This window comes from Terriglobus sp. 2YAB30_2, from assembly GCF_052114765.1.
Lineage (GTDB): Bacteria > Acidobacteriota > Terriglobia > Terriglobales > Acidobacteriaceae > Terriglobus.
Window position 1 is genome coordinate 177,048 of sequence record NZ_JBFRFJ010000001.1, and the last position, 26,553, is coordinate 203,600.

At 55.3% G+C, this 26,553-nt stretch carries 28 protein-coding genes; 19 read left to right on the top strand and 9 right to left on the bottom strand.

Annotated elements, in window-relative coordinates:
- Positions 1-30: 30 nt before the first annotated feature.
- The 5 genes from AB4Y89_RS00690 to AB4Y89_RS00710 all read left to right on the top strand — a co-directional run bounded on the left by AB4Y89_RS00690 (position 31) and on the right by AB4Y89_RS00710 (position 3,708).
- A complete protein-coding gene (locus AB4Y89_RS00690; RefSeq protein WP_442298987.1) occupies positions 31-468 on the top strand; it encodes a hypothetical protein in 438 nt (145 codons plus the stop codon).
- Positions 469-500: 32 nt separating this feature from the next.
- Positions 501-1,037 (top strand): thioredoxin family protein, encoded by a 537-nt coding sequence (locus tag AB4Y89_RS00695; RefSeq protein WP_442298988.1) that lies wholly within the window; start codon positions 501-503, stop codon positions 1,035-1,037.
- A gap of 83 nt (positions 1,038-1,120) precedes the next feature.
- Positions 1,121-1,843, top strand: a complete 723-nt coding sequence (locus AB4Y89_RS00700; protein ID WP_442298989.1) for a hypothetical protein — start codon at positions 1,121-1,123, stop codon at positions 1,841-1,843.
- 33 nt (positions 1,844-1,876) lie between these two features.
- Positions 1,877-2,605 (top strand): cytochrome c biogenesis CcdA family protein, encoded by a 729-nt coding sequence (locus AB4Y89_RS00705; RefSeq protein ID WP_442298990.1) that lies wholly within the window; start codon positions 1,877-1,879, stop codon positions 2,603-2,605.
- Positions 2,606-2,709: 104 nt separating this feature from the next.
- Positions 2,710-3,708, top strand: a complete 999-nt coding sequence (locus tag AB4Y89_RS00710) for an MBL fold metallo-hydrolase (protein WP_442298991.1) — start codon at positions 2,710-2,712, stop codon at positions 3,706-3,708.
- A 136-nt stretch (positions 3,709-3,844) separates the two neighbouring features.
- On the opposite strand, the gene AB4Y89_RS00715 is transcribed toward AB4Y89_RS00710, so the two are convergent.
- Positions 3,845-4,648, bottom strand: coding sequence for a helix-turn-helix domain-containing protein (locus AB4Y89_RS00715; protein WP_442298992.1), 804 nt, complete (start codon positions 4,646-4,648; stop codon positions 3,845-3,847).
- A 110-nt stretch (positions 4,649-4,758) separates the two neighbouring features.
- Between AB4Y89_RS00715 and AB4Y89_RS00720 the strand changes: the two genes are divergently transcribed.
- Both AB4Y89_RS00720 and AB4Y89_RS00725 read left to right on the top strand, forming a co-directional pair.
- Positions 4,759-5,688 (top strand): alpha/beta fold hydrolase, encoded by a 930-nt coding sequence (locus AB4Y89_RS00720; protein ID WP_442298993.1) that lies wholly within the window; start codon positions 4,759-4,761, stop codon positions 5,686-5,688.
- Positions 5,689-5,999: 311 nt separating this feature from the next.
- Positions 6,000-6,770, top strand: coding sequence for an SGNH/GDSL hydrolase family protein (locus AB4Y89_RS00725; protein WP_442298994.1), 771 nt, complete (start codon positions 6,000-6,002; stop codon positions 6,768-6,770).
- 93 nt (positions 6,771-6,863) lie between these two features.
- On the opposite strand, the gene AB4Y89_RS00730 is transcribed toward AB4Y89_RS00725, so the two are convergent.
- The 5 genes from AB4Y89_RS00730 to AB4Y89_RS00750 form a co-directional block, all read right to left on the bottom strand.
- Positions 6,864-7,217 (bottom strand): hypothetical protein, encoded by a 354-nt coding sequence (locus AB4Y89_RS00730; RefSeq protein ID WP_442298995.1) that lies wholly within the window; start codon positions 7,215-7,217, stop codon positions 6,864-6,866.
- A 411-nt stretch (positions 7,218-7,628) separates the two neighbouring features.
- The gene (locus AB4Y89_RS00735; protein WP_442298996.1) at positions 7,629-8,828 is read right to left on the bottom strand and encodes an alpha/beta hydrolase-fold protein; all 1,200 of its coding nucleotides are present in this window, start codon (positions 8,826-8,828) and stop codon (positions 7,629-7,631) included.
- A gap of 118 nt (positions 8,829-8,946) precedes the next feature.
- Complete coding sequence (locus AB4Y89_RS00740) at positions 8,947-12,474, bottom strand: carboxypeptidase regulatory-like domain-containing protein (protein ID WP_442298997.1); 3,528 nt, start codon at positions 12,472-12,474, stop codon at positions 8,947-8,949.
- 244 nt (positions 12,475-12,718) lie between these two features.
- A complete protein-coding gene (locus AB4Y89_RS00745; RefSeq protein ID WP_442298998.1) occupies positions 12,719-13,486 on the bottom strand; it encodes a LytR/AlgR family response regulator transcription factor in 768 nt (255 codons plus the stop codon).
- The gene (locus AB4Y89_RS00750) at positions 13,477-14,592 is read right to left on the bottom strand and encodes a sensor histidine kinase (RefSeq protein WP_442298999.1); all 1,116 of its coding nucleotides are present in this window, start codon (positions 14,590-14,592) and stop codon (positions 13,477-13,479) included. Before AB4Y89_RS00750 ends, AB4Y89_RS00745 begins: the two co-directional genes overlap by 10 nt.
- 223 nt (positions 14,593-14,815) lie before the next feature.
- On the opposite strand from AB4Y89_RS00750, the gene AB4Y89_RS00755 reads away from it, so the two are divergent.
- The 3 genes from AB4Y89_RS00755 (at position 14,816) to AB4Y89_RS00765 (ending at position 15,888) form a co-directional block, all read left to right on the top strand.
- Positions 14,816-15,373 carry a hypothetical protein gene (locus AB4Y89_RS00755; protein WP_442299000.1) on the top strand — a complete coding sequence of 186 codons (558 nt, stop codon included), beginning with the start codon at positions 14,816-14,818 and terminating at the stop codon, positions 15,371-15,373.
- An 86-nt stretch (positions 15,374-15,459) separates the two neighbouring features.
- Complete coding sequence (locus AB4Y89_RS00760; RefSeq protein WP_442299001.1) at positions 15,460-15,651, top strand: hypothetical protein; 192 nt, start codon at positions 15,460-15,462, stop codon at positions 15,649-15,651.
- A 24-nt stretch (positions 15,652-15,675) separates the two neighbouring features.
- Entirely contained in the window at positions 15,676-15,888 is a 213-nt protein-coding gene (locus tag AB4Y89_RS00765; RefSeq protein ID WP_442299002.1) for a hypothetical protein, read from the top strand.
- Positions 15,889-15,956: 68 nt separating this feature from the next.
- Here AB4Y89_RS00765 and AB4Y89_RS00770 read toward each other — a convergent pair whose 3' ends face one another.
- Positions 15,957-17,237: a hypothetical protein gene (locus tag AB4Y89_RS00770; protein WP_442299003.1), complete on the bottom strand. Its 1,281-nt coding sequence runs from the start codon at positions 17,235-17,237 to the stop codon at positions 15,957-15,959.
- Between the two features lie 233 nt (positions 17,238-17,470).
- Between AB4Y89_RS00770 and AB4Y89_RS00775 the strand changes: the two genes are divergently transcribed.
- The 6 genes from AB4Y89_RS00775 to AB4Y89_RS00800 all read left to right on the top strand — a co-directional run bounded on the left by AB4Y89_RS00775 (position 17,471) and on the right by AB4Y89_RS00800 (position 21,238).
- Positions 17,471-17,818, top strand: a complete 348-nt coding sequence (locus AB4Y89_RS00775) for an ArsR/SmtB family transcription factor (protein WP_442299004.1) — start codon at positions 17,471-17,473, stop codon at positions 17,816-17,818.
- Complete coding sequence (locus AB4Y89_RS00780; protein ID WP_442299005.1) at positions 17,815-18,330, top strand: SRPBCC family protein; 516 nt, start codon at positions 17,815-17,817, stop codon at positions 18,328-18,330. Before AB4Y89_RS00775 ends, AB4Y89_RS00780 begins: the two co-directional genes overlap by 4 nt.
- Positions 18,327-18,728: a hypothetical protein gene (locus tag AB4Y89_RS00785; protein WP_442299006.1), complete on the top strand. Its 402-nt coding sequence runs from the start codon at positions 18,327-18,329 to the stop codon at positions 18,726-18,728. The genes AB4Y89_RS00780 and AB4Y89_RS00785 overlap by 4 nt, the downstream gene beginning before the upstream one ends.
- Before the next feature lie 129 nt (positions 18,729-18,857).
- Positions 18,858-19,766: a sigma-70 family RNA polymerase sigma factor gene (locus tag AB4Y89_RS00790; RefSeq protein WP_442299007.1), complete on the top strand. Its 909-nt coding sequence runs from the start codon at positions 18,858-18,860 to the stop codon at positions 19,764-19,766.
- Positions 19,767-19,879: 113 nt separating this feature from the next.
- The gene (locus AB4Y89_RS00795; protein ID WP_442299008.1) at positions 19,880-20,569 is read left to right on the top strand and encodes a hypothetical protein; all 690 of its coding nucleotides are present in this window, start codon (positions 19,880-19,882) and stop codon (positions 20,567-20,569) included.
- Positions 20,570-20,737: 168 nt separating this feature from the next.
- The gene (locus tag AB4Y89_RS00800) at positions 20,738-21,238 is read left to right on the top strand and encodes a DinB family protein (RefSeq protein WP_442299009.1); all 501 of its coding nucleotides are present in this window, start codon (positions 20,738-20,740) and stop codon (positions 21,236-21,238) included.
- A 165-nt stretch (positions 21,239-21,403) separates the two neighbouring features.
- Here the strand turns inward: AB4Y89_RS00800 and AB4Y89_RS00805 are convergent, their stop codons facing one another.
- Together AB4Y89_RS00805 and AB4Y89_RS00810 are read right to left on the bottom strand one after the other, a co-directional pair.
- Positions 21,404-21,970, bottom strand: coding sequence for a DinB family protein (locus tag AB4Y89_RS00805; RefSeq protein ID WP_442299010.1), 567 nt, complete (start codon positions 21,968-21,970; stop codon positions 21,404-21,406).
- Positions 21,971-22,480: 510 nt separating this feature from the next.
- Complete coding sequence (locus AB4Y89_RS00810; RefSeq protein ID WP_442299011.1) at positions 22,481-23,110, bottom strand: TetR/AcrR family transcriptional regulator; 630 nt, start codon at positions 23,108-23,110, stop codon at positions 22,481-22,483.
- 68 nt (positions 23,111-23,178) lie between these two features.
- Between AB4Y89_RS00810 and AB4Y89_RS00815 the strand changes: the two genes are divergently transcribed.
- The 3 genes from AB4Y89_RS00815 to AB4Y89_RS00825 all read left to right on the top strand — a co-directional run bounded on the left by AB4Y89_RS00815 (position 23,179) and on the right by AB4Y89_RS00825 (position 26,488).
- On the top strand, positions 23,179-23,460 hold the full coding sequence (locus tag AB4Y89_RS00815; RefSeq protein WP_442299012.1) for an ArsR/SmtB family transcription factor: 282 nt from the start codon (positions 23,179-23,181) through the stop codon (positions 23,458-23,460).
- Positions 23,461-23,533: 73 nt separating this feature from the next.
- Positions 23,534-25,786, top strand: coding sequence for a beta-glucosidase (locus AB4Y89_RS00820; RefSeq protein WP_442299013.1), 2,253 nt, complete (start codon positions 23,534-23,536; stop codon positions 25,784-25,786).
- Positions 25,787-25,861: 75 nt separating this feature from the next.
- Entirely contained in the window at positions 25,862-26,488 is a 627-nt protein-coding gene (locus AB4Y89_RS00825; protein ID WP_442299014.1) for an NAD(P)-dependent oxidoreductase, read from the top strand.
- The last annotated feature ends 65 nt before the right edge of the window (positions 26,489-26,553 follow it).

Here is a 26,553-nt window from a genome sequence, read left to right on the forward strand (position 1 = left end):
ATATCTCCACTGAATTGAAAGGTAAAACGGATGAAACGTATAGTCACTATTCTCACTATTCTTCTCGGAGTGCTGACGACAGCCTCCCTGGCGCAATCGCAGTCAATGACTCCTGCTAGTCTGCCGAGCATAGCCGTTCCTACCACTACCGCTATTCTCGTGATCGAGTCCCCCAAACAGGGCGTCACCTTCCAGCAGGTAATGGCTGTCCTGCCTTTAGAGGTCCGGGCGACCCTCAAACTTTATCTCGATGGGAAGATCCGGGAGTGGTATTCGCGTGGGGATGGCAAAGGAGTCGTCTTCCTGGTCGATGCGAAGAGCGCAGATGAGGCACGGGAAATTATGGAAACACTGCCATTTGCCAAACAAAAGCTTATGGATAGCGAGTACATTCCTGTCGGGCCCCTGATGCCACTGAGAGCTCTGATGAGTCCGAGCGCCCAGCAACAACCTCCTGCGGCCCAGTAGCAGTGCAACGGCAAACGATATAGGAGCTGATCATGATTGCATCAAACAGTTTTCTCCGCGGTGGTGATGGCCTGTTGCACAGCGGCGTCTCTGCCACGATTGCAGCCGCTATCAACTCCGTTCTCGCCGGAGCAGACAGAAGAGATCGTCTTAAAACACCAGGGAAGGGAAAGAGGCGTTACATGAAAGTGGTTGTGTTCGCAGCGCTATTTTTCTTCTCAATATGCACTCGGGCGGCATTTGCGGGCGAGATTAAGCCCTACAATGCCGCTGATTTCAACAAGCTTGCCGCCGAAGGTAAACCTATACTTCTCGATATTCGAGCTGATTGGTGTCCGACTTGCGCTGCACAGGCGCCTGTGATCCGGGACTTGATGGCGCAAAGCAGGTACAAGGACCTGACGATCTTCACGATTAACTTCGACACCGACACGGCGCTCCTGCTTGCCTACCATGTGGCGGTTCAGAGCACGTTGATCGTCTTGAAAGGAAAGCAGGAGGCCGGCCGGTCGGTCGGTGATACAAGCAGGCAAGGCATCGAGCGTCTGCTAAACACGGTGATTCATTGATACGAATTTAACCCGTGAACTTATTCGCTATGAAGCAAACAAAGACGTTCGTTCGACGAGTGTCACTTCTGGGCGCAGTTGTGATGCTTCTTATTCTCTATCTCCTCGTCATTTGTTATCCGCAGCCGTTTTTTCCATACTCTGTTGGCGAGGACAACATTCGCCTGTATTCAACTGTCCCGATACCGCCCAACGCGGGATTCCTTCTGAAAGAAGTGCAAACACGACTTGCAGCATCGCCTGCCTACGACCGCAGCGTTGAACAACGCATCTTTATCTGCGGAAGCGCGGCAGAATTTGCGTTCTTTACGAACTTTGCCGTCAAATCGAGCGGACTTACTTACGTTTACCTCAATCGCAACATCTTCCTGCGGCCGTCCGACATTAGCCAGAACCGCTTGACCAATTATTCAGGGCGCAAGGTGATGGATGATCGGACTCTGGTCTACTACATGTCTCATGAGGTCACACATAGCCTGACCATTTCCTATATCGGCGTTCGGAGCTATCACGGCCTTCCTAAATGGTTGAGGGAGGGCTATGCCGACTACGTCGGGAAAGGTCCCGACTCCCTTCTTAATCTCCAGACGAAATTTGAAGATTGTTCTTATCAAACCAACCGCGAATACCTTGGTTACGAGTTAACGACCGCATATCTGCTCGATATCAGGAACGTTAGCCTACGTGATCTTCTGGAACAAAACTACGCTTCCAACCTGGCGGCGGTGCAGAGGTATATGGATCCCCTGGAGAGATCATCGACGTGCTCCTCCGCAAGATCGCTGGGTGACAAGGTCACCCCCTAAGCCGCGCATTAGATGAACGGGTGGTTCACTGAAATGGTTTCGACCCTCACGTCCTACAGCTTCGCGTTTTTAGCAGGATTACTCTCGACGTTGTCGCCGTGCGTTTTACCTATCGTGCCGATTCTGCTGAGTTCTGCAATGAATGCACATCGCCGCGCGCCGATTGCTTTGGCAACGGGGTTAGCGGCTTCTTACGGGGCCATCGGAACGATGCTTGCGTGGGCGGGTTCGGCGCTCGGATTGAACTCAGAGCTTCTACGCCGACTGGGCGCGGCGTTTCTCGCGTTGTTTGCCCTGATCATCCTATCGAGCACACTCCAGGAGCGCTTTGCAGCTGTGACATCAGGTTTTGGTAACGCTGGGAACCGGCTACTCGCGCGCCTTCACCTAAACGGGCTCTATGGGCAGTTCGTTGTCGGACTTGTTCTTGGAGTGATCTGGAGTCCATGCGTCGGTCCCACTCTGGGGGCAGCCATCGTATTGGCGAGTCAAGGAAAGCATCTCGCAAGCTCTGCATTCCTCATGACCTTATTTAGCTTTGGCGCGGCATTGCCAATTGTGATCCTTGCATATGTCTCACGCTCGGCCATGCTGAGTGTCCGTGGAAAACTCCAATACGCCGGAAGAATCGGTAAGCTGGCGCTGGGTTCTGCGATGCTCCTCATTGCCATTGCCACTCTTTCCGGCAGAGACAGGCAGGCAGAGGGCTGGCTTGTTCAGCATTCACCGCCGTGGCTGACGACGCTTACCACACGTTTTTGAGGTCGCGTACTCCTTGGAGCTACATACTCGGTCATAACAACAATCGCCATAGCTCCTGAGATTGAATCGATGTTCTCTGCAAGAGTGGAAAGGAGTCACCTCAAATGAATCGACAGACTATCATCGGCCTGGGAAACTGGGTCTCGGTCCCGATCACAGTCCTTGCGCTTGCTTTTGGGTTTCTGGTTGAAGCGGAAGCGCAGCGTTCGCAACCTCAAGTTCAGGCATTCACCATCACCATCCTCTCCACAATGGTAGTCGGAGATACGAACGGTATAGGTGAATGGGGTTTTGCTGCTCTGATCGACGTGAATGGTCATAAGATCCTAGTCGACACCGGAGCTCATCCGGATACCGTCATCAAGAACGCTCATGACCTGCACGTCGATTTGTCGGGGGTGCAAGAGCTCATTCTGACGCACAATCACTGGGATCATGTCAGTGGCGTGCTAACGCTTCGTCGCGAGCTAATGAAAGAAAATCCGGACGCGCTCTCCGTGATCCACGTTTCAGATGGCATCTTTAGCCGTCGTCCCTCGGAAAGCGGAGACCGCAATCAGATGATCGCCCTTCGGAAGGAATACGAGGGCACGGGCGGCAGATTCGTYGTGCACTCGTCCAGTGCGGAATTGATTCCCGGAGTTTGGTTTACGGGACCGGTTCCTCGCATTTACCCCGAACACAACTGGACCAGTTCCGGGAAGGTTTTGACCGCTTCAGGATTGATGGAAGACAACATTCCGGAAGATTCGTCTATCGTACTCAATTCGTCCAAAGGCTTGGTGATCATTACCGGCTGCGGACACGCGGGAATCGTGAATATTGCAGCGTATGCCGAGAAGCATTTTGGCAATCGGCCTATCTATGGCATCGTCGGTGGCTTGCATCTGTTCGCCTCTACTGATGAAGTCGTAGATTGGACAGCGTCCAAGCTACGAGAGTTTCGAACTGCAAACCTATTAGCAGCTCATTGCACCGGTGTTGAAGCTACATTTCGGCTGCGGGAGGACTTGGGGCTCAGCCGCCAGACGGCGGTAATTGCCACCGTTGGATCATCCTTTTCCTTGGCCTCCGGTATTGAGGTTGGTCCACTTGCGAAATAATGAGTAGAACGTTTTCTAGGAAAGATAGTCGCACCCAACTTAGGCCGGTCCATCTGATTCGAGTGGATGGGGGCCGTATACACACACACGGCGGCGAGAGTTAGTTGTCGAAATTGGAGAAAGCAACTCAACTTATTTATCGGAGTACTCCCAGAATTTGCGCAGTCTCTTGATCTGCCGGATAAAACGCTTCCAGTGTCACCTCCGACAGCTCGATCTCGACGGGAGTTCCAAATATGGTCACAGTACTAAGGAACGAAAGCACTCCCTTCGGCGTTCTCAGCCGAAGAGGAATGGCAATTTCATGGGCCAGATTGTTGTCGGAATGATTCGACCATTCACTGGATTGGAACGGATAATCGGTCAACTCGCTCAGGAGAACTTGCAATGCGGGGTCGCGAGAGATCCGAAACTGGCGTCGAAGGCGAGCGAGCAAATGGTGCCGCCACTCACTAAGGTTGACAATATTCGGAGCGAGTCCGCGAGGGTGAAGGCTGATTCGTAGCGCGTTGGCAGGCGGCTCCAGCAGCTCCGGGGCAACCCCATCCAGCAACGGCGCAAGGGCTTGATTTGTACCGACAATGTTCCACTGCCGGTCCACTAGCAACGCGGGATATGGTTCATGGGCTCGTAAGAGGCTTTCGAGGGCGGCCATGGCGTGAGTCAAGGTGGGATCCTGCAACGAGCGATCGCCGTAGATGGGCGAATAGCCCGCGGCGAGGAGCATCACATTTCGTTCCCTCAATGGAACATCCAGGTGCTCCGCCAAATGCAAAATCATCTCCCGGGAGGGAGCTGAGCGTCCGCTTTCGATAAAGCTCAGATGCCTTTGAGAAATCTCAGCTTCAACAGCGAGTGCGAGTTGGCTGAATCGTCTGAGTTCGCGCCAGGACCGCATGATTTCGCCCACGGTTTGAGCTGCACTGGCCATCTGCCTCATCGTATGAATTCCCCCGCTCAGGTTCAATTACCTCATACGTAATTGCTTGGCTTCCCGTTTTATCGCACGATCGGATTTGTGGGAAAACTCACGACGGAGGAGCTGATCATATGCCCAAACTCGATCGCCGCCAAATCATCCGAAGTGCTGCGTGGAGCGCTGCGGCGCTCGTGCACGCGCCTTCCATTCTGTCACAATCCGGCCCCGGTCAAACGCGGGGTGCGGCCAATCCACACCCATTCGTACTCGCGCGTGATGGAACGAGGCTCTTTGTGCAGGATTGGGGATCGGGCCGCCCAATCATCTTCCTTAGCGCCTGGACCTTTCAATCAAATGTTTGGGGAAGCCACATGGCGGCTCTTACTGCGCATGGGTTCCGCTGTATTGCTCCAGATCGCCGAGGGCATGGCCGTTCGGACGCCCCAAACACCGGTTACGACCTGGATACGCTGGTCGATGATGTATCGAAGATCATCGATCAGCTCGACCTGCGAGACGCCGTGCTCGTGGCCCACTCCATGGGGTCCTTCGAAGCAGCCCGCTACCTCGCGACGGGGGGAGCACATCGCATCGCGCGACTTGTGCTGGCGGCGCCGTCAACTCCGTTTTCAGCCAGAACCGCCGATAATCCCGAGGGATGGCCCAAAGAAGGAATTGAAGCGCAAACCCAACTCATCACAAGAGACTTTCCACGATGGATTGGAGAAAATGAGGGACCCTTCTTCACGCCCGATACATCTCAGGAAACACGGACCTGGATCAAGAACATGATGATGAGCGTTTCATTGCCAGTTGCATTAGCTACTCGAGCGGCAACCTCAGCCACGGATGTTCGTCCAGATCTGGCAAAAATTTCCTGCCCCACGCTGATTGTCCATGGAGACAAAGATGTCAGTGCTCCTCTCGCGATGACCGGGGCTCGAACTGCGCGGCTCATCCTGAATTCCAAGTTGATCGTCTATCCCGGCGCTCCTCATGCGATTATTCTCACTCACCGGGAGCGATTCCTGTCCGATCTGCTGGAGTTCGTTGAAGCGTGATCTACGAGGCACCTTTGTTGATGAATAGATCATCATCGAATATCAAGCCAACCATCGTTCTTCGCGGGAATCCCATTCCACGAGTGCACCGCATTGATCTGTACTCGTTGATCAAGACAATCGACAGCCCGCTCTGTTGGGACGGCTGACTTTCATTGACAACGCAGTGAGTCTGTTGGATTCTGATGTCTCTCGATCGACTGAAGATCGAGGGTAGTTGCTCCTTAGATTGGCGTCGATGTTTTCGACGAAACCGTTTGCCGTTTTCCCTAACAAAAAAGTTCGGATGGTTGTTTACGGCAGGGAGATCCATGAAACAAAATATTGTGGTTGATCGTCCTGCGCAGAGTGTCAGCACCACCAGGATTGTTGTCGCTTGTCTCGGGTCGAGCAGCACCGCTGGCAGGGGACAAGCCTTCGATTTTATCGGTGAGCTCAAGCGAAGACCACGCAATTCCCGATTTGATTTCCGCAATTTCGGTATTGGCGGAGATCTCGCATATAACGCACTTCAACGTCTGCCGCAGGTCATCGCAAGCCGTCCTGAAAAAGTGGTGGTCTGGGTCGGGGCCAATGACGTCCTCGCGCAGGTTTCGGCGAAGGTCAAACGCTTCTTTCGTCTATCGAAGCATCTTCCCGCCGAGCCATCGCTCGAATGGTTCCGCGACAATATTTGCGCAATTGCCCATCGCCTGAAAATGGAAACAACGGCCTGCGTAGCGCTCTGCTCGCTGCCGCCGATTGGAGAAGATCCGACATCATCCGTGGCTTTCCAGAACACCCTCAACCGGTGCATAGCGGAATACAGCGAGATAATCAGGGATATCGCCATGAAAGAGAACATTGGCTATATTCCCTTACACGAGGCAATACTGGCGCAGATCCAGGAGTCACCGGGACGCGCGTTCACGTCTTTTCGATTCCTTCCGCTCTATCGCGACGCATTCCGCGTCATTGTCCTACGGAAGACTCCCGACGAAGTTGCGAAGCTGAACGGCTGGCGCTTTCACAGTGACGGCATTCATCTGAACAGCCGTGGTGGAATGATCGCGACCGATCTTATCCAGCAATTCATCGATTGACCTAGCCGACCCTATGGACACTTGGATAACCATCGGGCCGCTTGAATCTACGGATACGATGGTCATCCATACGCTTGTTCACCGAATGCTGCGTTACTGCGTAGCTGACTGGTTTCCCACCAGAAGGCGTAACGGCATCAGCGGTCCGATTGGAATGTACTCGTGATCGAGCAGGTTCTCTTTAGCAAGGGGCAAAGACTCCATGATGGAACCCGCCTCCGCAACATCCCGGGCGTTTAAGAGGAAAACCGCCCCCCTGCCATCTTCTCGCGAGTACCACTCGCGGATCTTCCCATCAAGGTAGAGTTGGACGGTCGCGCGTATCTCGGCAGGCATGATGGCCATCACCTGCTCGCGTGTTACACCGGGCTTTGCTTTTAGCAAAGCAAACACGCCGATAGTCGCTGAGGTAGGCGTTTGAGTTGAAGTGTGGGGTTGGTCAGCCATAAGCGAGTGCTCCTCTCAGGTTATTGTGAGTTGTGAAGGCAACTACCTCTTGCCCTGTGGATGCAATAACAAACGGAATACAACAACTTGCATGATCGTCGGCAAAGAAGACGCAAACAGATCGGAGCAGTACTGGCTCCAGACGGTGTGCGGGCGATACGTCGTCCAGAGCGTTTTTCTTGGTATAGGATGATCAGCATAATCCCATAGACTCATTTTTCCTTTGATCATTCCTCCATTAAGCGTGTTCGGGCTCTTCTGGCGGTGAGAGCGAAGCATTCTCACGGGATCGCGTTCAACCGATTCGGTGGTTGCTGGGCCGGTGGGGGGCACGTGCAGGATGATTATCCGACAAAAGAAAGAGCCTCCGACTACCGGAGGCTCTTCTCTTTTCGGACTTTGTTAATTGTGTTACCGGAACAGACGAGGCGCGAAGTCATAGAAGGACCGGCGCCACGTTAGCCATTCATGCGCGGTGCCAGGAGATTCGTAGTAGACGTTCTCTACGCCGACCTTTTTGAGCTCTTCGCTGAACTGCTTGACGCGAGGTCCTTCCACGGATCCGGTTGAGAGATAGAGCAGCTTGATCTTCTTGTTGAATTCCGCGGGCTTGTCAAACGCTCCGCTGCAGCTCGTCTTCGGATCGAAGTTTCCTCCACTGCCACAATTGCCGCTGAAGCCGGCCAAATAAGAGAAGTCGTCCAGGTGTGTCAACCCCGTGTTGAAGGTCTGAAATCCTCCCATAGAGAGCCCAGCCATTGCGCGGTTCTCACGACCTGGCGCGACTCGGTATTTCTTCTCCACCATTGGGATCAAGTCCGCGAACATCATTTCACTGAAGGTGGTGCTCATACGGGGCATGCCTCGCGGCGCTGGTGTAGCCCCTGGCGGCGGAGGAGGTACGGGGACAGCCTGGGTGAGGAYGGAGCGGGCGTTATAGATGGATGCATCCTCCCCCGGCTTGGCAGCGTTGAGATTGTCCATGACAATGATCATCGGCTTTGCTTTGTTGGCGGCTATCAGATTGTCCATGATTAACTCAACATGACCCTGCGCTGTCCAGCCAATCTCGTTCTCTCCCCACCCATGCATCAGATAGAGAACCGGGTAGCGAATCTTTGAGTTGGCATCATAGTCCGGTGGCGTGTAGATCATTGCGCGCCGCCACTGCTGCGTCACGGTCGAGAAGTAATCCTGTTCGCGGACCACACCATGCGGAACAGCCTTGCGAGCATAGAACTCGGCATCCGACGCCGGTACCTCGATAGCGCTGCTCCACTGGCCGCCACCGAAGTAGGTCCGTGTAGAAGGATCAGAGACCGAAGCTCCATCGACAGAGATCATGTAGTAGTGGAATCCCTCGACTAGCGGGGGCGTTGTGGCGTACCAGAGACCGTCTTCCTTCTTGCTCATCTCGACGCCGCCTGCGGTCTTTACCTGGACCTTCTGTGCGGAGGGTGCGGAAAAGCGAAACATAGCCGTACGATCCGGAAAGATGCAGGGATAGGGTGCTCCGGGAATATTCAGTGCGGAGGGTTTGCAGTCTGCTGGTGGTTGAGCGAAGGCTGCTCCCCCTACGAGCAGGGCCATCACGATGATCTGAAGCTTCATAATGCTCCTCTTTTAGCTGTACTGGTTTTAGGCTGATGCAGGTCGTCGCCTCGAAGGGCTACTTTTTCTGGCCCTCCGAGGCGACGAATATGCTGAGTCAACGTTGATCAGGCAAATGCTAGAAGCTGTATTTGGCGGCAAGTTGCAGCTGTCGCATATTGCCCGTTGAGCTTACACGACCAAACGTGGCCGAGTTGATATTCATGTTCGGCGCGCCTACGTTCATGTGATTCAGAACGTTGAACGCTTCGAACCGGATCGAGAGCTGATGCTTCTCGCTGTACGGCATCTTGAAATTCTTGTGCAGCGAAGCGTCCGTGTTGATCAGACCAGGAGCGCGATAGCTTCCTCTTGCAACGGATCCGAAGAAGCCCGGAGCGTTGTTCTTGAAGGCGGCCTTGTTTGCCCATACATTGAACGTACGAGCGGACGTTGAAAGATACGGGCTGACTCCCGTCGGGTCTGGGCGGTCAAAGGTGCCGTTCGAATTACCGATTGAAGAGTTATCTGTTCCTACGCTCGGAGTGATCGGCTGACCGGTTTGCTCCGTGAAGATTGTTCCGAGCTGCCAGCCGCCGATCAGGGCATCCATGAAGCCCTTCACGTTTACCAGCTTTCCAGGGCCTATCGGGAGGTCATAAAGAACAGACCCCGCCAGACGATGCGTCACGTCGAAAGCGGAAGGGCCGTACTCGCAACGCAAGCAATAGCTGTTCTGCGGGAAGAGTAGGTCGTTACCCTGGTTACGAATGCCTGAGCCGTTGTCCAACGACTTGGAATAGGTGTACGAAGCAATGATGTTCAGGCCGTTGCTGAAGCGTCGCGTAACCTTTGCTGCCGCGCCATGGTAGTTTGCGGACCCCTGGTCATGCACCATTTGGATTACGCCATAGTTCAAGAAGGGAAGCCGGGATGCGACCGAAGTCTGGGCTCCGTTTCCAATGTATCCGTAAGGCGTCGGCTGATTCAGATTCAGGAAACCGTACAGGTGACGGCTGACGCTGCCCAGGTAGCCGGCCTCCAGAACCCAGCTTTTGCCGAATTGCTGCTGCAGATTCAACAAGAACTGTTCGGTATAGCTGGTTTTGTGCGAGATGGCATTTGCATAGGCGTACAGGCCGGTCGTTCCCGGAATCGCCCCCACCGTGCCCCCTCCGTTCGGCAGAGCATTGTTCCAGAACAAGTCCGCGGTTCCCGCCGGAGTGCTCGTGTTCGCGTTTACCGTGACGCGGCCCGCAATATTGCGTGCCATATCGAAGTAAGCATTGCCTACGTCCTGGTTGTAGAAGATGCCGTAGCCGGCGCGGACAACCATGCCGTTGAGCGGGGCGTAGGACAATGATAGCCGGGGCGCCCAGTTCATCTTCGGGGTATTGACCAGAGCGTCCGGCAATAGACCGTTGCTGCAACGAGCTGCTGGATTGGCGCGTGTACCTATCTTGCCCGTGCTGTCGGTCCAGTAGATCGACAGACCCTGGTAAGGATCGTTGCAGTTGCCCTGGCGGACGAAGAACGGCCACTGAGCCTGAGGTTGCGTACCGGAACCGAAAGCCGGTGCGTTCGGCACATATACCGTGAACTGGTCATTTAGGGCGTCTAACCAGGGCGGTGTGAGTTCATACCGAAGTCCGAGTGAGAGGGTCAGTTTCGGGGTGAATTTGACTGTGTCGTCGATGTACGCAGCCCAGACGTTGCGGCGATACTGCGCGTTCGCGACTGCAACCGCAACGGAGGACTGCTGCAGATCACCTAGAAGGAACTCGGCAAAAGCGTCGCCGCCAGAGTAAACATTAGATCCCGTAGAGCTTGTGCTCACGAGGGTGGTTGCGTTCGGTGCGAAGTTGAATTGTCCGCGCGAAAACTGATTTCCCAATTGATTGAACTGCTGGCGACTGTACTCCACGCCCGTCCGCAGGGAATGTCTGCCCTTTGACCATGACACGTTGTCGACAATCTGCCAGGCGGGGTCGTCAACGACGTAGGGCCCATCCTGCGTATCCCCGAAGTTGCTCCAGAAATTCGTCGTGCCGCTGCGAATGGTTCCGAAGCTGATCAGTGGGATTCCCCAGGTTGAAGACGGACCACCGGAGAGTCCAGGAATCTGCACACCGCTCACGACGTCCGTTGTAAACGCCGAAAGTAGACCGAGGGAATTGTAGAAATGGCTGTATCCGAATCGTGCCTCATTGACAAGGTGTGGAGTGAATGTGAAGGTGTTTGATCCCATGTACTGGTAGTACTGTGTGATCGTCTTGCTGCCAGCACCCGACAAGCCGGTATTGATGATGTCTTCGTCGCCCTGGCTGAAGCGGAAAGCGAACTGGGAGCGAGGAGACACGTAGTAGTCGCCGCGCGCGGTGAATGACTGGCGGTTCTGAGGGCTGTTCGTGGCATAACGATAGTTCGGGTTTCCGGTGGAAGGTGTCGGACCAACAGCGTAGTACTTAAGCAGCCGCTTTGATACGTCGCTGATGCGGCTTGGGCAGATCATGTTCTGCACACCGTTGCAGGAGAACTGCTGCTTGTTCATGCCTGTCGATGTCCCCGTCGCGGGATCGTAGATCTTGGTCGCATACGTTGAGAAGTCGCCACCTTGTTGTGCGGCCGTGGGAACCGTGGCCGTGGCCGTTCCGTTCGACCGGATCCTTCTCCACTCGTCATCGACCATGAAAAAGAATTTATCCTTACCGTTGAACAGCTTCGGGATTCGCACAGGCCCGTCCACCACGAATCCGAAGTCGTTCCACTTGAAAGGGTTTACCGTCGGCGCGGTTGGGTTGTAGTTGAAATAGTAGGGCAGCGCGTCTACATAGTTGTTGCGGATGAACTCATATGCCGATCCGTGGAGAGCGTTGGTACCGCTCTTGCTCACGACGTTGATCTGCGATGCCTCATGTCCATATTCGGCGGAGTAGACACCAGTCTGCGTCTTGAACTCCTGGATGCCATCGATGGAAGGCAGGGCAATGTAGGTGTTGAAGTCAGGATCGGTGTTGAGAATGCCGTCGAGGGTGTAGTAGTCGAACATGATGCGCTGCCCACCGACAGCCAGGGCCTGCGCTGCGCGGTCACCGCCGAGGCGGCTGCCGGCCTGTCCTGAGGAGGGCGATAGCGTATTCACGTTGGAGGAGAGTGCTACAAGGCTGAGGTAGTTACGACCGTTCAGGGGGAGTTCGTTGATTGCCTTGTTTTCGATGACGGTGCCCACTGTCCCGTTATCAGCCTGCAGCAGCGTGCCTGTAGCTTCGACTTCGATAGTCTCCGTGACACTCCCGAGTTGAAGCATCACGTCGAGACGCAGTGTCTGCTGGACCTGCACCTGGAATTCCTCACTGGTAGAGGTTTTGAAGCCGGCGTGACTGACGTTGAGCGTGTAAGGCCCGACGGGTACTTCCGAGAAGGTGTAGTCTCCAGTGTTGGTCGTTGTTGTCTCTCGGCTCGTGCCGGTCGACGTGCTGCGCAAGACAACTTTGGTATCTGGTACGGCCGCGTTGGTACTGTCACTGACGTGACCCGAGACAACGCCAGCCGTTTGTCCGAACGCGTCAGAGGCTAACAAGAGAGTCAAGGCAATGAAAGAAGTTCGTAAAAAAGTCGATCCGAAACGGGTAAACGTTTTCCGCAATAAGCGGGTAGAAGTGTTCACGTCCTACAACTCCTAGAGAAGCAGGTTTAAAAACGACGAAATATACCCCGGATGAGGGAACAATAGTCAAGGTTTTTCTGCGTGTCTCTCAAGAAAACGTTTTTACTTCGTTCGGGAAAAAGTCCGGCCAGTGAATAAGCGATGCGTGCTTTAGAGATTGAAATAATCGCTGTAATCGGTCACGACGGGGGAGTCTTCGTGACCGCGGTCGCGGGGAGTGCCAGGTTGAATCCCTCCAGGCCAGTCAAAACGGATTTGTAAGCGTACGGCGGATGCGCTCGCTGTAAGTGCGCCCCGATTGCAGGCGTTGTCCAGATTTGAGTTCGATCGCATACTGACCGTGCGCGATCGACCACAGCCGCGCGATACACCGTAGGTTGACGATGTGCGATCGGTGGACACGCAGGAAGCGGTTGGAATCAAGCACGCTCTCGATGGTGTTCATGGGCACGTGCAACAGGTAAGATGTCGGACCGGCGTGGATCCGGACGTAGTTCTGGAAGGCCTCGATCCAATCGACGTCGTCGACGGGCACGAAGAGGGTGTGCTCACCGAATCGAACGGCGAATCGTTCGAGTTGCCGCGGTGGATTCGCGATGGCACCCAACATGGCCAGCACTTGTTTTGTGGCGTCCTCTTGCGGAGTGCCTTGAAGCCTGCCAATGGCCCTCTGGAACGCGAGCGCAAAGCGTTCCTCGGTTACGGGTTTGAGGAGATAATCGATGGCTGCGATTTCGAATGCCCGGATCGCATACTGGTCGTGTGCAGTCACGAAGATGACCGGTGGCATGCGTTCCGCTCCAACGGCGTGGACGACCGCAAAGCCGTCGGTGCGCGGCATCTGAACATCGAGGAAGACGAGGTCCGGGTTGTGTTCGCGAATGAGCGTAATGGCTTCGCGTCCGTTGCGCGCCTCTGAGACGGACTCGACCTGGGGTTGACGGCCGAGCAGCAGCTTGAGCCCTTCGCGCGCGAGGGGCTCATCGTCCACGACAAGGACGCTCAATCGCACGGCGAGCCCTCGGGCAGAGCTGTCCGGATGGGAAGTGTAATCGTGACCCGCACGCCTCGGCCGGCTGCCGGCTCGATGACCAAGTGCGCGCTCTCGCCATAGAGCCGCGCCAGCCGGTTTCTGGTATTCGTCAAACCGATTCCGGAGCGGCCAGGCTTGGGCGAGAGAAGCCCTGGGCCATCATCAGAGACGACGAGGTGCAGCGATCCATTGGAACTCGCCGCCACGACCTCGATCGTCACCACTTCCTCGCTTTGGCCAAGACCGTGGCGGACCGCGTTCTCAACGATTGGCTGCAGCACCATGTGCGGCACGAGAACGTCGGAAAGCTCGGTCGGAGCGATGCGCACGCGCAGGCGGTCCTCGAAGCGGACCTGCTCGATAGAGAGGTATAAACGCAGGAATTCGAGCTCGCGCCACAACGGGACCTCTTGGGCCTCCACGTCCTCAAGCGTAAGGCGGAGTAGATCCCCGAGCTTCTCAACCATCGCTTCGGCCTGCGCTGTCTTCTGCTGTTGAATCAGGACCATGATGGCGCCCAGCGTATTGAAGAGAAAATGCGGCTGCAACTGCATCTTCAGGGAACTCAACTGCGCGGTTGCGAGCTGCTGGGCAAGTTCAGATGCTTGAACCTTGAGCTCGAAGGCCTCCCGCTCGCGGTTCTTGGCATTCTTTTGCGATCGGTACACGGTATGCAACGCGATCACGGCCCAATAGCGGATGACGCCGCTCTGGATGCCGAATCCCAGCATAATCCTCACTCCGGCGGTGAGCGACGGAGGAGGAAGCGCGGGGAAGGCGCCGAGCAGCAGCAATATCGGGACTTCAAGCGTGGTGGACAAGATGGAGAAAACCACGCTAAAGCAGAGGTGCCATGTGGCGTCGGCGACTCGGCGCTCGATTGGCCACCGATTGCTTAGCCAAAGGACCGCCGGTGTGAGCGCCGCACAAACATACATGCCCGTCATCCAGCCGACGAAGACGTATTTCCAGGGCACGGCGCCGCCTCGATAGAGGCGCGGCACCGTGTCCTGGACGATGTAGAAAAGCCCGGCGATGGTCCAGCCGAACCAGACTCCTACAATCACCCGTATTCGTTGACGCATTGAGGGCGACATTCACCTCATTTTGTCACGGCCCGCCCGTCGGCTTCGCCAGGTTTTGATGGGGCGGCCTTCCGTCAACCTCGCTCGCAAGCTAGCCAATCCAGTTCGGCATTCGGGCGGAACAGTTGGTCAAAAACATGTGTCCGCATGCTTCGTAGCGCTCCTAGCATGGCGGCATAGCGAAGAAGTAGAACCAAATTGACGAGAGGAAGAGGCACGGATCATGAAGAATCAGTTGAGCGCGTGGATGTTGCTTGTGATGGTGGTGGCATTAGTGGGCGTAAGCGAGGCGCAAACCTCCGATAAGACGATGGGTGGGACCCCGGCGGTCCTTCCAAGCGGCCTTGGAGAGGCCGTTGATCGCGACCTCATGGCCATTCGGGACGCAACCGCCAGGTTCAAGTCGACCAAGGCCGCTGAAGCGGCCGGCTACAAGCAAGTCACCGGCTGCGTCGAACATCAGCCCGCCGGCGCTATGGGCTATCACTTTCAGAACAACGATCTCCTGGACACCACGCTCGATCTGGGGCACCCGGAGGTGCTGGTCTACGAGAAGATGCCCGACGGCAGCTTTCAATTGAATGGCGTGGAGTTCCTTGTGCCGATCTCGGCGTGGAAATCAAGCGAGCCGCCGCGCATTATGGGGCAGGCTCTCACGAAAGCGGACTCAATCGGCTTCTGGTTCCTTCACGTCTGGACCTGGAAACCGAGTCCAAGTGGTCTTTTTGCCCCCTGGAACCACGATGTCAAGTGCCTGGAGACGTCGTCGATGAGTCATTAGATTCCGCATTGTCATCGCGACACGACGCCAAGTTCTTTCGCACCTCAGAACTCACGCCACCCGAGCAACTCATGGGAGACCAACAGATGAAAGTCGGCATTTGGTTCAATGGCTTGGGTACCGCACTCGCCGGCGTTCTCAATATCGCGTGGCGCGCACTCGACGCCTCGCATCAGCCCATCAAATCTCTTGGAAACGCTCCCGGTCAAAATATACTGGGATGCATCGTGGGCGTATGGCTGGTTGCGGCGGGCCTTGCAATCCTGTGGCGGCGATAGCTCCCGCGGGCTGGAGATCAAGACGTGGCGCTTGGGCGTACGGCAACAGAGGCGACACAGAGGTTTGTGCTTGGTCAGTATCGCTTTGAGGTGCTGCGGGTGTGTTTCTATTGGCTACAGGACGAAGCACCGGAGATGATCGGGGAGCTCAAACGGCAAGACTGGCTCGATCTGATTGCCAGTAGAGGCCTTCATCGGAAGGCTCTACTGGCAGCCCAAGTGCCGCTGGGCGACTAGGGCAATGTTTAACTTGCATGTATGCCCGACTGCGCGTGATGATCGGCTCAGCCTTCGCGGGGAAAGATCTACCAATAGGTGAAGTGCAGATTGTCTACATAGGTCGTATTCGCCGCGAGTCTGTAGTTCCCGCCGATCTGGTAATTGATCGTCATACCCCACCACCCGACCGGAATCTTCTTCGAAGCCACTGTGATGTCCATCGGGTACACCACTCCATTGACGGTGACAGACTGATAGAGCAAATCGTTATTTGGCTTTCTCTGCACCTGAAGCGTGACGTGGTTCCAGCCCGTTTTCATCGTGCATGGGATGGAGGTGGGAACCCATTTGGCTTCAACATTATTCCAGTAGTCCCAGACATTCCCGTTGAGATGGTTGCACTCGGTCCCCCACTCCATTCCAATCCCGCCGGCGTACATGTTTACGTCGAACTCTTGCAGCTGGGTGATATCCCAGTTCGTGATGTAGACGTCGGCGTCATAGATGAAATTGTTGAGTGTCGGTAGAAGGGTGTGATTGTCGTCCGTAAGCCCCATTTTGTTTCCCTGTCCAAGAACAGGGTTGGAAAACAGGACTGCCGAATAGGGAACCGTCCCCCCGAGATTGAATTGGGTCGCATTGCCGCTCACCGACGGACTTTTTTGATTCTGCTTCATCGACCATGTGACTCCTGGGCATGGCGCATCGCAGATGTCATAAATTGGCGGAAGCTGTCCCCACTGGTGCCACCCTGGTGCCGCTTGAAGATTTTTGAGTGTGGTGCCGGTGACGGTTACTTTGACAGGCGTTTTTGCATATCCCCCACAGTTGTCCCACTCCTGCACCGTCGCGTTTTGCTGGCCCAGTCCAAGAGTGATGGGAGCGTTCAAGTTCGGTCCAGCCACGGTATAGAGCAACTTGTCATTGGCGTAGACGCCCATAGCTGCAATACCTTTAGGGCAACTGGTCGTTGCGCTCGCCACAAACATTGCCGGGGTTCCGACCGTACTGTTGTTGGCAGGGGAATTGATGGTGATGCCTGCGGTGGTGGGATAAGTCACACTCACGGAAGCCGTGCTCGACCCGCCGCAATAGTTCCATTCGGTCACGACGATGACGTGAGCGCCAGGTGTCACCGACACGTTCGTATCAAGCTTCGTCCCGACTACGGTGTAACGCAGCGCGTTATCGACGTAAATCCCCATGGATGCAACACCTTTTGCACAGGGAGTGACGGCGCTGGCGGCTACACGGACGGATGAGGCCACGGTTGCGTTATTGCTTGGGGAAGAAACGGCTACGGTGGCGGAAGCGGGTAAAGCACACACTACGGAGAGAAGCAAAGGCGCCAGGAGGGAAAATCTCATGGGATGCAGGTCTCGAACGGCTAACGTACAGCCATTATTTTCGGGAGGAGTGCCGAGGAGTTCTCGCCTTGGCAAATTCAGTATGCAGGCAACCTGCACGAGAATTTTTGAATCCAAGCGCACCTTTAAAGTTGGATTTCCATTTTGGGAACGCACCTGTCGCTGTGGAATCAGAATCCGTATGTATGACAAGTTCATTCCGTTAGCCGATATATGCGTTATAGTGTATATACATGAACGCGCAAGTAAAGATCTTCCACGCTCTGGCTGACCCGGTCCGTCTTCGCATCGTCGAGTCGATGAAGTCGGAGGTGCGCTCCGTCAGTGACATCGTCGAGCGTATGGACATTCACCAATCTGGCGTGTCACGGCACCTGCGCATTCTTGCGGAGGCAGGTCTAGTGCAGATGCGGCCGGACGGACAAAAGCGTCTCTACTCGTTGCGCAGGGAAGCCTTCGACCAGCTCGACGCCTGGACGGCGGGATATCGCCGCCACTGGGAGGCGCGGCTCGACCGGTTGGGTACCGCCGTGGAGCGCCGTCAATCTGCCGCCAAGACCCACCCTCGGGAGAAATCATGAACAAAACCACACCCACGAACCAGCGAGCGCATTTCACTATCGAGCGGACTTATGCAGCCTCTATCGATGTTGTCTGGGATCTTTGGACCACCAAGGACGGCATAGAGTCCTGGTGGGGACCGGAAGGGTTCGACGTGATGGTGATGTCGATCGACTTGAGGTCTGGCGGACAGCTCGTCTATTTGATGACGGCGGCGGCACCGGAGCAGGTAGCGTTCATGAAGCGGATGGGCATGCCGCTCTCCACCGAGTGCAAGGTTACTTACACTGAGGTCTCGCCGCCTCACCGTCTGGCCTATAAGACCTTCACCGACTTCGTGCCTGACGTGCCCCCTTACGAGGTGGCGACTGTCGTTGAGATGAAGTCCCTCACCGACGGCGTGAAGCTTACCATCACTTCTGAAGCGATGCATGACGATGTTTGGACGGAGCGTGCTCGCGCCGGCCATGAGAGCCAGTTGCGCAAACTGGATACACTGATGGCCGCTCAAGGCAAGACGGAGCGCCCATGAAGCCCTGGATCCGCAGCGTCGGAGCCGTTGTCGGCGGCTTCCTCGTCACGGCGATTGCATCGACCGCTACTGACGCAATCATGCATGTCGCAGGCGTATTCCCGGGTTCGCCTCGGAGCATGTCGGCATCGCTGTTTGGACTGGCCTCTGGCTATCGCGCGCTCTTCACCGTCGCCGGTGGTTTCGTCACGGCTCGCATGGCACCCGACCGTCCCATGCGCCACGCCTGGATCCTGGCGTGGATAGGTCTCGCTGCGGGACTGGCGGGTGTCGTCGCTTACTACGTCATCGGTGGAGCGCAACTCGGGCCGGCCTGGTATCCCGTCTCCATCGCCGTCGAATCCATTCCCTGCGTGTGGTTTGGTGGCCGGTTGGCGACCCGGGATCGCAGCCGATGAGAGAGCCGGGCGAACACATCGGGTATGTGCAGCACAATATTTCCTCTAACGGTTAAGGAGAAGAGATAGAGATATACAAATCGTGTCCGTATCCTCAGGCAGTCGAGCTGCGTATTAATGGTTATGGATATGACTACCGATCAGACTGATCCATTCGAAGTGCGGTATCTCGCGTTCCTGGAGACGATTACTGCGATTCGCCCACGCCTCCACCGTTATTGCTCGCGCATGACCGGGACCACGATGGATGGGGAGGACGTAGTTCAGGATGCTCTTTTCGAAGCATATCGGAAGCTGGATCAATTTGATGACGCACGCTCGCTGACACCGTGGCTGTTTCGCATAGCGCATAACCGCTGTATCGATTTTCTACGCCGGCGTGGAGTACGAGACCGGGCCGAGGCAAACCCGCCTGCAGAGATAGCAACGCCAGAGGCACCGTTGTCTGTGGAAGTTGGTCAGGCAGTTGAGCACCTTGTGACAACTCTGCCTCCCAAAGAACGTGCATGTGTTCTCCTCAAGGACGTTTTCGACTACAAGCTCGAAGAAATTGCCGAGTTGATTGGTTCAACCGTTGGCGGAGTAAAGTCAGCGCTTAGTCGCGGTCGTTCGAAATTGGAGACATCTCCTGCGCCATCACCGCCGGCTCAGCCTCACAATCCTGAATTAATGAAAGTCCTCCATCTCTACGTAGAGCGATTCAATCGTCAAGACTGGGATGGTATTCGCGAACTCATCCGATCCGATGCGCGTCTTCACGTGGCCGATAGGTTCGCCGGCCATATTGTGGATTCGCCGTACTTCACAAACTATCGGCAACGGGCAACTCAATTGAAGATGGCATTGAGCTTTGTAGATGGGGAGCCTGTGGTTGTCACAATGCGTTCCACCGATGATCGATGGAGCGCTGAGTCCGTGATTCGCATTGTCGTGGCTTCCGGATGTATCACCGACATCGTGGACTATACCCATTGCCCTTGGGTGACCGATAACATTCGATCTCTCACCGTCGAGTACTCCCAAGCGGCACAGTCATAAAACGCTGCCGGGTAGCGTATCCAAGACGGCACTGGCTTCGTATTAGGAGTGTATTGACGCTTCGAATCGAAAAGTCGACGTAACGGAAGACATATCCCAAGCCAGGATGAGAAATGACAATGTTCAGGTTTAGTTCAATTGCAGTGCTATTCAGTCTGAGTACCATCGGCATGATGGCCCAGGAGAAAAAGTATTCTCCTCTCAGCGAGTACCTGATGCCCCAGGAAGCCGAGGTGTCGCTTGCCAAGAGCGCCGCACCGGCGGGCATCTCAGACCATGCAACGATCAAGGTGTTTACTCCAGCAGGTTATCGCTTAGTTCATGAAGGCGATAACGGCTTTGTGTGTATCGTAATGCGCGGATTCACTGGAGCTCCGACCTACTCGCCTCTTCCGGTCCGCACCTATATTGCATACGACCCAAAGACACGGGCCCCTATCTGCTTCGATCCACAGGCTGCACACACTGTGCTGCCTTATTACGAATTCAGAAACAAACTCGGGCTCGAAGGCAAGACGCCTGAGCAAATAGCAGAAGCGGTTCAGACGGCATACATAAACGGCAAGCTTCCTCAACGGCAAGGAGTGAGCTTCGCCTATATGTGGTCCGCGGATCAGATCCTCGGACCGAGCGGTCATTGGCATCCTCATATGATGGTTTTCGCTCCCTACTATGTGAATTCAATGATCGGCGGTAATGAGGACTCTAGCCATCTTCCGGCTGTGGGCGATGATTCAGGGACGCCATTCGCAGTCATCACGATCCCAGTGGATGAAACCTTAGCCGTCAAGTCGAAGCCATAACGTCTCTACCAGCTGACAGTTGTGTTGGACGACAAGGCAATACGCGAACAGCGTTACCTCACCGCAATCGCATCGCCGATTGAAATCGATCCTCGCCAATATTGCTTCATGCAAGGTTTGGTGAGGATACGCCATACGAAGTTTCAACTTTAGATAGGAGACAGAGAAATGAACCACGAACTGCAAGCCTTCCTCCGGCAATGGGAGCATGAGACAAAGGGCACGCTCTCACTGCTGCGTGCTTTGCCACTCGATCGCTACGAGCTCCGACCCGATGAGGGTGGCCGTTCCATGGGCGAGCTAGCTTGGCATCTTGCCGAGGTCGACGCCTTTGTCTCACTCGGCATTGAGCAACGAGAATTCAGATTCGATGTTAAGCCGGCACACATTGAGAGGCCCCGAGCGGTAGAAGCCTTAGCGCCTGGATTCGAAATCGTCCACCGAGATGCTGTGGCTCGTGTGAAACGACTGGAAACCATCAGTTTGGAGGAACAGATTCGATATGCAGATGGGACCACCTGGACGATTAGTGATCTGCTCTGGCGAAAGCTGTTGTTGCACAGCATCCATCACCGCGGTCAACTCACATTGATGTGCCGGCTCGCGGGAGGCACCCCTCCGGCACTTTTTGGAAGAACACGGGAGCAGTCCAAACCTGTTTCGGTATAGATATTTTTTCGCCCCTTCATGCGGGGGCTTGAGTAAGCGGTTTTGACGGTTTTGCCTGCCCCTAGATCACAGGAAGCAAATGCTGCCGGACTGGCTTTCTCGGCGCCGACACCCGGCGAGCGTGGCAAGGCTCGCGAATAAAACGGTGAGAAGGACGATTCGTCTTTACATCGTTTCTCTCTCTGGTTCTACAGCTTCTCTAGCCCTCCAGCCCTGCCACAAATGCCGCCGTTCGTGGGCAGCAATTGCCAAGAAACCAGCCACCAACGGGATCCTCAGCTTCACGAAGGGCATCGGGAAACGATAGTTCAAATCGAGATCACGATTTGCCATCAAAAAATCTCTAACTGCAACCTGCGACGCTTTCAATGCCAGGAAAGAATTCATCAACGTAGTCTGCCGAGGGAGAACGCTCGGATCGGTCTTGAACTTGACACGCCTTACTGGTGGCCCAAGGAGTCCGATCAAAAGCTTGCTCACTATCCCCGAGGAGGCTGGGCCGCACCTCAGCCTCCGTTTGCTTCGTGCTCGCTCCGTCGCGGATTGCATAGCGCGAAGAATGATGAGATTGAAGATGGCAAGATGTTCAAGACACTCCGCCACGCTCCATGAGCCGAGTGCACCCGTCCTGCGACCTTGTTCTTCGGTGAGCCCAGCGACTAGCTTTTCAGCATCGTGTTCTGCCGCAACAAGCTCATCGACAACTCTCTGGATATCTGGCGGTTCTGGCAAACTGCACCTCCATATTTCACGCGACCTCGTGCTTGAGCATTTTCCCTGTTGCTGGGTATCCCGAGAGGAGCGTGCAGCGGCGTTTTCATTGAGGAAAACGACCATAGATGCACAAGCCCCGCACTATGCCTACAGGAAAATGCGCTAACGCAGTAAGCGGCGTGCGGCTCGGATATGACTTCACGAACCCGTCGGTTTCACAGGAGACAGATGGGATAAAGCTCGAGAGGGAAACGAGCACGAAGACACTTCCAATCGTGTGCGCATGATTACCTTCTGCGTAGCTCGCGCAGCGTCAACGCGCATCAGATTTGGCGTCGTTCTTGGATCATCTCGTCGGTCGGTGGCGCGGTCACTAGGAACTATGGTGGGCAGGATGCGACCAAGCCGATGCGTAGGGAATGCTGAGATTGACATAGCTATTTCCACTCCAGGAGGGAGACTGGAATCGAAGCTAGATTATGAATTATCTTTTTGTCAACTTGTAACTAATAGTTTTCTGAAGTTTGACTAGGCAGTGAGAGATCGAATCGCGACGTTGGCGACGGCAAGTGCCTCATCCTCTTCCTTTTTGCCGGCTTGATCTAAGAGTGTCGGGTGGTAGAACAGTTCCGTCATTCGTGCGATCGCCTTCGAGGTCTCTCCGAGAGGAGTCTTCCGCTCGAAGTCGCCGGACTCGCGTCCCTGGAGGATGATTTTGCGGACCAGTTGGATGATGCCCTCTTTGAAGCGGGCAACGGATTCCCAGCCTTCCTCAAAAGACGCTGAAACCATGTCGTATAGTTTTCGATGCTCGGTCCGTACTCGCCACCCGATGCTGTGTAATCCCGTGAAAACACAGCGTAATTTATCCACCGGGGAGCTCGCCGCGTCGACTGATTCCGCAATCTCCGAGAGAATGGCGCCGAGGCAATGTGTACAAATCGCCTCACCAATCGCCTGTTTGGAGTCAAAGAATTTGTAAATATAAGGCGTCGACAAATCCAGGGACTTTGCGATATCCGCAAGCGTCGTTTTCCGGTACCCGTAGAGCCGAAAATGCTCGTCGGCGGCCTGGAGAATCTGCTGACGGCGCTTGTGGTCAGCTGGCCCTCTCTGCCCGGAAACCCCGGCAGGATCAATCGTGATCTCTGGCTCCATAGATTAATAATATCTCGCGATTTAGCTTGACATCCGGTTACGAATTACTATATTCGTAAATTGTAATTATGGCTAGAGCTGCGACGACTACCGATGTCTTCAACGCAATTGCGGAACGGCGTCGGCGAGAGATGATCCGACTGATAGGCGATGGAAGGGAATGGACTGTCGGCGAAATAGCCGATCAGATGAGGATTGCTCAACCGGTTGTGTCCAAGCACATTCACGTGCTTAAAAAGGTCGGAATTGTGACCGTCATGAAACGTGGTCGATTTAGGTGCTATCGACTAAACCCGGCGAGCCTACAGCCCATATTGGAGTTGGCAGGATTCTGCAAAGTCAGGACCTGAGTGTGGGCCGATGTTGGACCGGTTCACGAGCGTGTGCGGATTCCGAGGAGTTTGAGACTTGGAGAACAAAACGATGAAGTTTGCATTTACTCCGGTTCCCGCCCTCGCGGCACTTGTCTTCGCGGGGTCACTGACATTCGCTCGCGCCTTGCATGCCCAGTTTCCTGGCATGCCCCAGCCCAAACTCTATCCATGGTCCGACAGGAGCCTATCTCCTGATCAACGCGCCGATCTCGTTATCAAAGAGATGACGCTGGACGAGAAGATCTCACTGCTCCACGGTCGGGGCGCGCATTTCTTTAGTCCGCCAGGATTGACGGGGGGAGTGGATGGAACAGACGCCATTCCTCGACTGGGGATCCCAGCTATCCAGATGGCCGACTCATCGTATGGCGTGACGAAGGGTGCGGCAATGGGGCGATATTCCACAGCGTTACCCAGCAACCTTGGGGCGGCCTCGTCATGGGATCCGGAAATGATCTTCGAATACGGCTCGCTCATTGGCCGAGAGCTGCGAGATCAGGGGTACAACATGTCGCTCGGCGGCGGTGTGAATTTGACGCGGGAACCGCGTGATGGGCGCACCTTCGAATATCAGGGTGAAGATCCGCTGCTGGCCGGCACCCTGGCAGGCAACTTCGTTCGAGGCATCCAATCCCAACACCTCATCGGAGATTTGAAGCACTTCGCCGTCAACGATCAGGAGAGTGGCCGCAACTCTTTGAACGTAAACATCAGCAAGAGGGCCATGCGCGAAACAGACCTTCGCGCATTCGAGATCGCCCTCAGGATCTCCGATGCCGGCGCCGTAATGTGCGCCTACAACCGTGTGAATAGCGACTTCGCCTGTGAGAACAGCTACCTGCTCACCGATGTCCTCAAGGGGGATTTCCGATTCAGAGGATTCATCCTCGCAGATTGGGGCGGCACCCACTCTACCGTCAAGGCTTCGCACGCGGGGCTCGATATGGAGCAGCCTCATAACATCTTCTTCGGGACTGCACTCAGGAAAGCCGCGGAAAGCGGCGAAGTTTCTCAAGACGAGATCAATGAACATGTGCATCGCGTTCTGCGTAGCCTCTTCGCGACAGGTACATTCGATGATCCGACGCGAGGTCAGGTGCCAGATGTGGAAGGTGGTTACCGGATAGCTCAGGAAATCGCTGAGAAGAGCATCGTTCTGCTGAAGAACAAGAATGACGTATTACCGCTCTCCACTGATACCAGCTCGGTAGTCCTGATTGGGGGACACGCTGACGTGGCTGTACCATCCGGAGGAGGTTCGGGACAGGTCGATCCGCCCGGAGGATCGCCTGTGCCGCCTCCACCGCCGCATGACTTTTTCTCAGCCGGCATCCGGCCTGCCTGGATGCCCAGTTCACCACTGCACGCCATCATGGCGAAGATGCCTTCGGCGAAGATTTCCTACGTCTCCGGCGACGACTTGACTGCGGCCGCTGCTGCAGCAAAATCCGCCGACGTGGCAATCGTCTTTGCATATCAATGGGAGTCAGAGGCTGTCGATCTACCGACCCTGGATCTTTCTCCAGATCAAAACAAGCTGATCGAAGCGGTTGCCGCCGCCAATCCAAAAACCATCGTTGTCCTTGAGACGGGCGGCCCCGCGACGATGCCCTGGATCGACAAAGTCGCTGGTGTGGTCGAAGCCTGGTATCCAGGAATTCGTGGATCTGAAGCCCTGGCGAACATCCTAACCGGAGCAGTGAATCCGACCGGGAAATTGGCCGTGACCTTCCCCAGGAGCGATGCCGACCTACCGCATCCGAATCTGGTATTGCCACCCCCTGGATCCCTCCCGGACTTCAACCATCTCGTCGCGGACAATTCGAACATCTTCAGTGTGTTGTTCCAGACTCTGCCTGCTTTTCAGATTAACTACGACGAAGGCTTAAAAGTTGGCTACAAGTGGTATGACGCAGAGCAGAAGCCCGTGCTGTTTCCTTTCGGCTTTGGCCTCTCGTACACGAGCTATGAATACTCCGGCTTGAAGGTGCAGGGTGGAGACACGATGACGGCGTCGTTCACCGTGAAGAACACAGGCGCGCGTATCGGAATAGAGATTGCTCAGGTATACGTGTCATTCCCCGAGGTCGCGGGTGAACCGCCGAAACGGCTTGTCGGCTGGGCACGTGTCAAACTCGCTGCGGGCGCGTCGAAGCTGGTCAGCATTGCAATCGAGCGGGATCGGCTCACGATCTTTGATGAATCGGCAGACACATGGAAGATGGTTCCTGGCAGGTACAACTTGCTTGTCGGTGGCTCTTCGCGCGATCTCCCGCTATCTGCCGCAGTCAATTTGCAGTGACGCTTCCTCTAATGCTCAGCTAGGGGCGACAAATCTTTCTTCTCGCGAAGAAACGTAATACCAAAGGAGAAGTCAATGAAAATCACGCTGTATGGCGCGTCCGGAATGATCGGGAGTCGAATTCTCAACGAGCTCATGTCACGCGGACACAACGTAATCGCGGTCGTCCGCTCCCCGTCGAAGATCAAGCGCACTGACATAGAGGTGCGCGCAGGCGACGTACTCGATTCGGCCGGCATTGTCGAGAACGCGAAGGGGGTAGATGCCGTAATCAGCGCTTACGCTCCGCCCGAAGACGCAACACAGCTGCTCGCGGATGCAACAAGGTCTCTGCTCTCAGCCCTGGAGCAAGCAGGAGTAGAGCGGTTTTTAATGGTCGGGGGGGCCGGTAATCTCGAAGTCGCTCCAGGGGTTCCAATAGTGGACACGCCAAACTTTCCGCCGGAGTGGAAATCACATGGATTGGCACATAAAGAGGCGCTCATCCTACTTCAACAGTCGAACCTCAACTGGACGAGTCTCAGTCCTGCGGCCCTTATCCAACCTGGCGAACGCACTGGTAAGTTCAGGCTTAGTGGACGTACCTTCATGACGGATCAGGACGGTCAGAGCCGCATTTCAGCTGAAGATTATGCCGTCGCACTGGTTGATGAGCTTGAGGAACCAGGTCATTTGCAACAGCTCTTTGGGGTGGTGTATTGAGTCGGACGTTTGTTATACGTGACCTCTGGGTGGGCGCAACTCCGCTAGAGCATTTTCCCCGTAGA